Consider the following 6,902-nt stretch of genomic DNA (forward strand, 5'->3'; position numbering starts at 1 on the left):
CACCAGCGCGGACGGCGGCGCCACGGCCCTGCCTGGCCGGCACGGGGAGGAAGCTGGCAGGATCGTGCCATGCTCCCGGCACCCGCGGTCCTCTCCCGCCTCGGCCGCCGCCGCGCCCTTCAGGGTGCCGCGGCCGCCCTGGTGGTCCTCGGGCTGCTGCTGTGGTGGCTGCTGCCGCTGGGGCAGTCGTCACCGAGCGGGAAGCTGACGCTCAGCACGGGGTCGCACAGCGGCGTCTACCAGCGCTACGGCGTGCTCCTGAAGGAAGCCCTGGCCCGGGACATGCCGGACGTGGAGATAGACCTGCGCACCAGCGAGGGATCGCAGCAGAACCTGGAGCGGGTGGCGTCCGGCGAGGCCGACTTCACCATCGCCACCGCCGACGCCGTCGCGACGTACAAGCGCCAAGGGCTCCCGGGAGCCGACCGGCTGCGCGGCTGCGCCCGGCTCTACGACGACTACGTCCAGCTCGTCGTGCCGAAGAACTCCCCGGTGCGGTCGGTGCACGACCTGCGGGGCAAGGCGGTGGGCGTCGGGCAGGACGGTTCCGGCATCCGGCTGGTGGCCGACCGGCTGATGAAGGCCGCGGGCCTCGATCCCGAGCGGGACATCACTCCGTTCCCCTCCGGCATCAACGCGGCGCCGGGACAGCTGGAGAAGGGCGCCATCGACGCGTTCTTCTGGTCCGGCGGACTGCCCACGAACACCGTGCAGGAGCTGTCCGAGCGCTTCCCCGTCCGGCTGGTCGCCCTGGGGCCCGAGCTGGTCGCCAAACTCCACGCGTCCGGCGACCCGACCAGCTACTACCGCTCCGCCGTGATGCCGGCCGACGCCTACCCGCAGGCGCAGGGCGGCGAGCCAGTCGAGACGGTGGCGGTGGCGAACCTGCTGGTCACCATGGAACGCATGAGCCCGGCGCAGACCGAGGGCTTCACCCGCACGGTGATCAGGAGCCGGGACCGCATCGGCAACACGGTGCACCCGGCGCAGCTCGTGGATCTGCGGACGGCCGTCTACACGGACCCGCTGCCGCTGCACGAGGGCGCGCGGCGCTACTACCGCTCGGTCAAGCCCTGACCGGTCAGTCCTTGATGCCGCCGGTGCTCAGGCGTCCTCGGGCCGCGTACGCGGAACCGTGAGCGTCACCTTCAGACCGTGCGGCTCGTGGTGCGCGTACGTGATGGACCCGCCGCCCGCCGCCAGCAGCGCCCTCGAGATCGACAGGCCCAGGCCCGAGCCCTTCACGTTCTGGTGGTGGCCGCTGCGCCAGAAGCGGTCACCGATCCGGGCCAGCTCCTCGTCGGTCAGGCCCGGCCCGCGGTCGGCGACGACGATGGTCGACGTGTTGCCCTGCGACGCGGTGCCGACCGTCACCTGTTCACCCTGTGGGGTGAACTTCAGCGCGTTGTCGATCACCGCGTCGAGTGCGCTGGACAGCGCCACGGGGTCCGCCCAGGCGGTGACGGCGGCGGTCTCGGAGGACAGCAGGACGCCCTTCTCCTCGGCGAGGGGCCGCCACGCGGTGATCCGCTCGGCGGCCAGCTCTCCGATGTCGGTGAGCCGCAGCTCCGCGGAGGTGTGCTCGGCCAGCGCCAGGTCCAGCAGATCGTCCAGCACCCGGGCGAGGCGCTTGCCCTCCGTACGCACGGAGGCGACCTCCGCGTTCCCCTCGGGCAGTTCGAGGGCGAGCAGCTCGATCCGCAGCAGCAGCGCGGCGAGCGGGTTGCGCAGCTGGTGCGAGGCGTCGGCGACGAAGGCCCGCTGCTGTTCGAGGACCTCCTCGACGTTGTCGGCCATCTCGTTGAACGAGCAGGCCAGGCGCCGCAGTTCCGGCGGCCCGCTGCCGGCCGCGACCCGTGAGTTCATGCGCCCCGTCGCGATGTCGTGGGTGGCGGCGTCCAGGATGCGTACGGGCCTGAGCACCCACCCGGTGAGGCGGAAGGCCGCGCCGACCGCGACGAGCATCGCGACGCCCTCACCGGCCACGATCAGCAGCCAGCCGCGCAGGACGCGCGAGCGCAGATGGTCGGTCGGCGAGTCGGTGAACACCACGGCGACGACGTCCCCGTCCCGTACGACGGGCGAGGCGACGACGAGCCGCTCGCCGCGCTGCCACGGCCACACCTGCGGCGGGTCCTGGCTGCGCCGGCCGGTGAGCGCCTCCTGGAACGCCGCGCGGCCCTCCCCGTCCGGCGGCAGGTACCAGTCGCCCGGGGCGCGGGCCATCGAGTCGCCGCTGCGGTAGAAGACGCCCGCCCTGATCCCGTACACGTCCTGGTAGCGGTCGAGCTGCTCCTGGAGCGTCGAACGCCGCTCGTCGGGTGCGGGCGCCTGGTCGGTGACGAACTGGGCGAGCGCCGCGAACCGCACGGTGTCGTCGATGCGGTCGACGACGACCCGCTGCTGCTCCGCCGCCGCGACGCTCACGGCCAGCGGAAAGCCGAGCGCCAGCAGCACACCGGCCATGAGCACGATGAGCAGCGGAAGGAGTCGGGTACGCACCGGGGCCGGAGGACCTTACGCGCCGACGGGCGTGACGAGCCGGTAGCCGACGCCCCGCACGGTCTCGATCAGGGCCGGCATCCGGAGCTTGGAGCGCAGCGACGCCACGTGCACTTCGAGGGTGCGGCCGGTGCCCTCCCAGCTGGTGCGCCACACCTCGCTGATGATCTGCTCGCGCCGGAAGACCACACCGGGGCGCTGGGCGAGCAGCGCCAGCAGGTCGAACTCCTTGCGGGTGAGCTGTACGGCCGTGCCGTCCACGCTGACCCTGCGGGTGGGCAGCTCGATGGTGACCGGTCCCAGCCGCAGCGCCTCGTCGGCGGCGGGCGCGGCGTCGTCGGTCGCGGTGCGCCGGCTGACGGCGTGGATCCGGGCCAGCAGTTCCCCGGTGTCGTACGGCTTGACCACGTAGTCGTCCGCGCCGAGATTGAGCCCGTGGATACGGGAGCGGACGTCGGAGCGGGCGGTCACCATGATCACGGGCGTGGAGGTCAGCTTCCTGAGCTTGCCGCAGACCTGGTAACCGTCCTGGTCGGGCAGGCCGAGGTCCAGGAGGACGACGCCGAAGGGCGGCTTGCCCGGTTCCGTGGCAGGCAGGACGGCCCGCAGGGCCTCCTCGCCGTTACGGGCGTGCACCACCTCGAAGCCGTGCCGGGCCAGCACCGCCGACAGGGCGGCGGCGACGTGGTCGTCGTCCTCGACGAGCAGCAGCCTCATGGCCCCCCTCCGGTCGTGTGGTGTTCATGGTTCGGTCGTGCGGTGTTGTCCGGGCCGTTCCGCGACACACCACAGGGCATCAAGTCGGATTTCCCGGCGCCCAGTCAAGAGGCATCGGGGCACCGGATGGTTCCGTTATCCACCCGGTATCGCAGTGCACCACCCCGTTCACGCATAGTGTCCGGTTGAGGCCGGATCGTTATGCTCAATTTCCCCTCAGATGTAATGACGCTGGTCGCAGTGCGTGACTAAGGTCCTCCCAACCGAGGAGGACGGAGCAAGAAGCCGATGAGCGGAGTGTCAGTGACCAAGGACGCCGAGGACGCGGTACCCACGGCCGATCTGGTCGTGCTGAGCAACGTGAACAAGCACTTCGGCGCGCTGCATGTGCTCCAGGACATCGACCTGACCATCGCCCGGGGCGAGGTCGTGGTCGTCATCGGACCCTCCGGGTCCGGAAAGTCCACGCTGTGCCGCACCATCAACCGCCTGGAGACGGTCGACTCCGGCGCCATCTCGATCGACGGCAAGCCCCTGCCGCACGAGGGCAAGGAGCTCGCGCGACTGCGCGCGGACGTCGGCATGGTCTTCCAGTCGTTCAACCTCTTCGCGCACAAGACCGTGCTGGAGAACGTGACGCTGGGGCAGATCAAGGTCCGCAAGGCCGACAAGAAGGTGGCGGAGACCAAGGCCCGGGCGCTGCTCGACCGGGTGGGCGTCGCCGCGCAGGCCGACAAGTACCCCGCACAGCTCTCCGGCGGCCAGCAGCAGCGTGTGGCGATCGCGCGGGCGCTGGCCATGGACCCGAAGGTCATGCTCTTCGACGAGCCGACTTCGGCACTCGACCCCGAGATGATCAACGAGGTCCTCGAAGTCATGCAGCAGCTCGCGCGTGACGGGATGACAATGGTGGTCGTCACACACGAGATGGGCTTCGCCCGATCCGCCGCGAACCGGGTCGTGTTCATGGCGGACGGCAAGATCGTCGAAGAGGCGACGCCCGACGAGTTCTTCAACAACCCGCGCAGCGACCGGGCCAAGGACTTCCTGTCGAAGATCCTTCACCACTGAGTCCTGGATCAGCCGGTTCCATACTTCGCGTCTGATCCGACACTTCGCGTCAAATTTTAGGGAAGTCATCATGAACCTTCGTAAGGTCACCACCGCTTCGGCCACCGTGTTCGCGCTCGCCCTGACCGCCACGGCCTGTGGCTCCGACACCAAGGAGAGCGGCTCCGGCTCCGACGGCGGCGACAAGAAGATCACGGTCGGCATCAAGTACGACCAGCCGGGCCTCGGCCTGAAGACCCCGGACGGCTCGTTCACCGGCTTCGACGTCGACGTCGCCAAGTACGTCGCCAAGGAGCTCGGCTACGCCGAGGGCGACATCGAGTTCAAGGAGACGAAGAGCGCCGACCGCGAGACCGCGCTGGCCCGCGGCGACGTGGACTTCATCGCCGCCACGTACTCGATCACCGACGAGCGCGCGACGAAGGTCGACTTCGCCGGCCCGTACCTCCTCGCCCACCAGGATCTGCTGCTGCGCGCCGACGACAACGTCGCCAAGGGTGACGACCTCAACGGCAAGAAGCTCTGCTCGGTCGTCGGCTCCACCTCCGCGCAGAACGTGAAGAAGGACTTCGCCCCGAAGGCCCAGCTGCAGGAGTACCCCACGTACTCCCAGTGCCTCGGTGCCCTCCAGAGCGGCCGGGTCGATGCGCTGACCACTGACGACTCCATCCTCGCCGGTTACGCCGCACAGCCGCAGTACAAGGGCAAGTTCAAGCTCGCCGGCCTCAAGCTGAGCAACGAGAACTACGGCATCGGCGTCAAGAAGGGCGACAAGGAGATGGTCGACAAGATCAACGCCGCCCTCGAGAAGATGGTCGAGGAAAAGGCCTGGGACAAGGCCGTGGCGGACAACTTCGGCCCGGCCAACTACAAGAACGAGCCCGCCCCGGAAATCGGCAACATCGTCAAGTGAAGCAGGGCTGACACGGCGCGCCGCCCCTGAGGGCGGCGCGCCCGGCCCTCCCACACGCGGAAGCGCGGGAGATCGTGTTCGACTTTCTTGAAGGTTACGACTTGCTCGGGGCGTTCTGGATGACGGTGAAACTCACCGTCCTCTCCGGAATCGGCTCCCTGGTGCTCGGCACCGTCCTCGCCGCGATGCGGGTGAGCCCGGTTCCTCTGATGCGGGCGTTCGGCACGGTCTACGTGAACGTGGTCCGGAACATCCCGCTGACCCTGATCATCGTCTTCTCCTCGATCGGCCTCGCCGATGTCTTCGGTATGACGCTCGGGGTGGCCGACGACTTCAACGCGCTGTCGTTCCGGCTGGCGGTCCTCGGGCTCTCGGCCTACACCGCTGCCTTCGTCTGCGAGGCCGTGCGGTCCGGCATCAACACGGTGCCGGTCGGCCAGGCGGAGGCGGCACGCGCTCTCGGTCTGAGCTTCACGCAGGTCCTGACGACCATCGTGCTTCCGCAGGCGTTCCGCTCGGTCATCGCCCCCCTCACCAATGTGCTGATCGCCCTCACCAAGAACACCACGGTCGCTGCGGCCATCGGCGTCGCGGAAGCGGCTCTGCTGATGAAGGAGATGATCGAGAACGAGGCACAGCTCGTCCTCATCTCGGCGATCTTCGCGTTCGGCTTCGTGGTCCTCACCCTCCCCACCGGCCTCATCCTCGGCTGGGTCGGCAAGCGCATGGCGGTGAAGCGATGACATCGGTCCTCTACGACGCTCCCGGCCCCCGCGCCAAGCGTCGCAATATCATCTACACGGCTGTCTTCCTCACCGCGCTGGCCCTGGGCATCTGGTGGGTACTGGGCACCATGGCCGACAACGGACAGCTCGAGTGGTCCCTGTGGAAGCCGTTCACCGAGGCTCCGGCCTGGACGACCTACCTGCTGCCCGGCCTCGCCAACACACTGAAGGCAGCGGCCCTCGCCATGGTGATCGCCCTGCCGCTGGGCGCGATCTTCGGCATCGCCAGGCTCTCCGACCACCGTTGGGTCCGCGTCCCGTCGGGCGTGGTCGTGGAGTTCTTCCGCGCCATTCCCGTCCTGCTCCTGATGCTGTTCGCGAACGAGTTCTACTCGAGCTACACCAACATCAGCAGCGACGTCCGCCCGTTGTACGCGGTGGTCACCGGCCTCGTCCTCTACAACGCGTCGGTCCTCGCCGAGGTCGTCCGGGCCGGCATCCTGTCGCTGCCCAAGGGCCAGTCGGAAGCGGCGAAGGCCATCGGCCTGCGCAAGGGCCAGACGATGACGAACGTGCTGCTCCCGCAGTCCGTCACCGCGATGCTGCCGGCGCTGGTCAGCCAGCTTGTCGTGATCGTCAAGGACACCGCACTCGGCGGCGCGCTGCTGGCCTTCGCCGAGCTGCTCAGCGCGCAGGGCACGCTGTCCGCGAACTACGCGAACACCATCCCCAGCTTCATCGTGGTCGCCCTGATCTTCATCGTCGTCAACCTGATCCTGACCACCTTCGCCTCGTGGCTGGAGCGCAGGCTGCGCCAGGCCAAGAAGAGCACCGGCGCGGTGCTGACCGCGCCCGGCGGCGCGGAGGAGCCCGTCGGGGCGCTGACAGGGTCGGCCCATGGCCACCTTCCGCGCACCCGACGGCACTCTGCTCGCCTATCACGTCTCCGGCGACGGACCGCCGCTGATCTGCCT

Annotated in this window: 7 protein-coding genes; 5 read left to right on the forward strand and 2 right to left on the reverse strand. The window is 69.1% G+C overall.

The features are described from left to right. Positions 1-69 precede the first annotated feature (69 nt). Positions 70-1,077, forward strand: coding sequence for a TAXI family TRAP transporter solute-binding subunit (locus ACWD01_RS32725; protein ID WP_451166972.1), 1,008 nt, complete (start codon positions 70-72; stop codon positions 1,075-1,077). A 27-nt stretch (positions 1,078-1,104) separates the two neighbouring features. On the opposite strand, the gene ACWD01_RS32730 is transcribed toward ACWD01_RS32725, so the two are convergent. Together ACWD01_RS32730 and ACWD01_RS32735 are read right to left on the reverse strand one after the other, a co-directional pair. Next, complete coding sequence (locus tag ACWD01_RS32730) at positions 1,105-2,502, reverse strand: sensor histidine kinase (protein WP_451166974.1); 1,398 nt, start codon at positions 2,500-2,502, stop codon at positions 1,105-1,107. Positions 2,503-2,517: 15 nt separating this feature from the next. Beyond that, the gene (locus ACWD01_RS32735; protein ID WP_451166976.1) at positions 2,518-3,219 is read right to left on the reverse strand and encodes a response regulator transcription factor; all 702 of its coding nucleotides are present in this window, start codon (positions 3,217-3,219) and stop codon (positions 2,518-2,520) included. Between the two features lie 288 nt (positions 3,220-3,507). Here ACWD01_RS32735 and ACWD01_RS32740 point away from each other — a divergent pair, with 288 nt between their 5' ends. From ACWD01_RS32740 to ACWD01_RS32755, 4 genes are all read left to right on the forward strand, one after another. Beyond that, positions 3,508-4,290: an amino acid ABC transporter ATP-binding protein gene (locus tag ACWD01_RS32740; RefSeq protein ID WP_451166978.1), complete on the forward strand. Its 783-nt coding sequence runs from the start codon at positions 3,508-3,510 to the stop codon at positions 4,288-4,290. A gap of 70 nt (positions 4,291-4,360) precedes the next feature. Continuing rightward, a complete protein-coding gene (locus ACWD01_RS32745) occupies positions 4,361-5,203 on the forward strand; it encodes a glutamate ABC transporter substrate-binding protein (protein ID WP_451166979.1) in 843 nt (280 codons plus the stop codon). 74 nt (positions 5,204-5,277) lie between these two features. Continuing rightward, positions 5,278-5,946 carry an amino acid ABC transporter permease gene (locus ACWD01_RS32750; RefSeq protein WP_451166981.1) on the forward strand — a complete coding sequence of 223 codons (669 nt, stop codon included), beginning with the start codon at positions 5,278-5,280 and terminating at the stop codon, positions 5,944-5,946. Further along, positions 5,943-6,902: amino acid ABC transporter permease (locus ACWD01_RS32755; RefSeq protein WP_451166983.1), on the forward strand; the 960-nt coding region annotated here is incomplete at its 3' end. The genes ACWD01_RS32750 and ACWD01_RS32755, both read left to right, overlap by 4 nt.

Source organism: Streptomyces sp. NPDC002835 (assembly GCF_053591995.1).

Bases quoted from the DNA above. Each gene is read 5' to 3' on its own strand.
- ACWD01_RS32725 (WP_451166972.1), top strand. From the start codon at position 70: ATGCTCCCGGCACCCGCGGTCCTCTCCCGCCTCGGCCGCCGCCGCGCC.
- ACWD01_RS32735 (WP_451166976.1), bottom strand. From the start codon at position 3,219: ATGAGGCTGCTGCTCGTCGAGGACGACGACCACGTCGCCGCCGCCCTG.
- ACWD01_RS32740 (WP_451166978.1), top strand. From the start codon at position 3,508: ATGAGCGGAGTGTCAGTGACCAAGGACGCCGAGGACGCGGTACCCACG.
- ACWD01_RS32745 (WP_451166979.1), top strand. From the start codon at position 4,361: ATGAACCTTCGTAAGGTCACCACCGCTTCGGCCACCGTGTTCGCGCTC.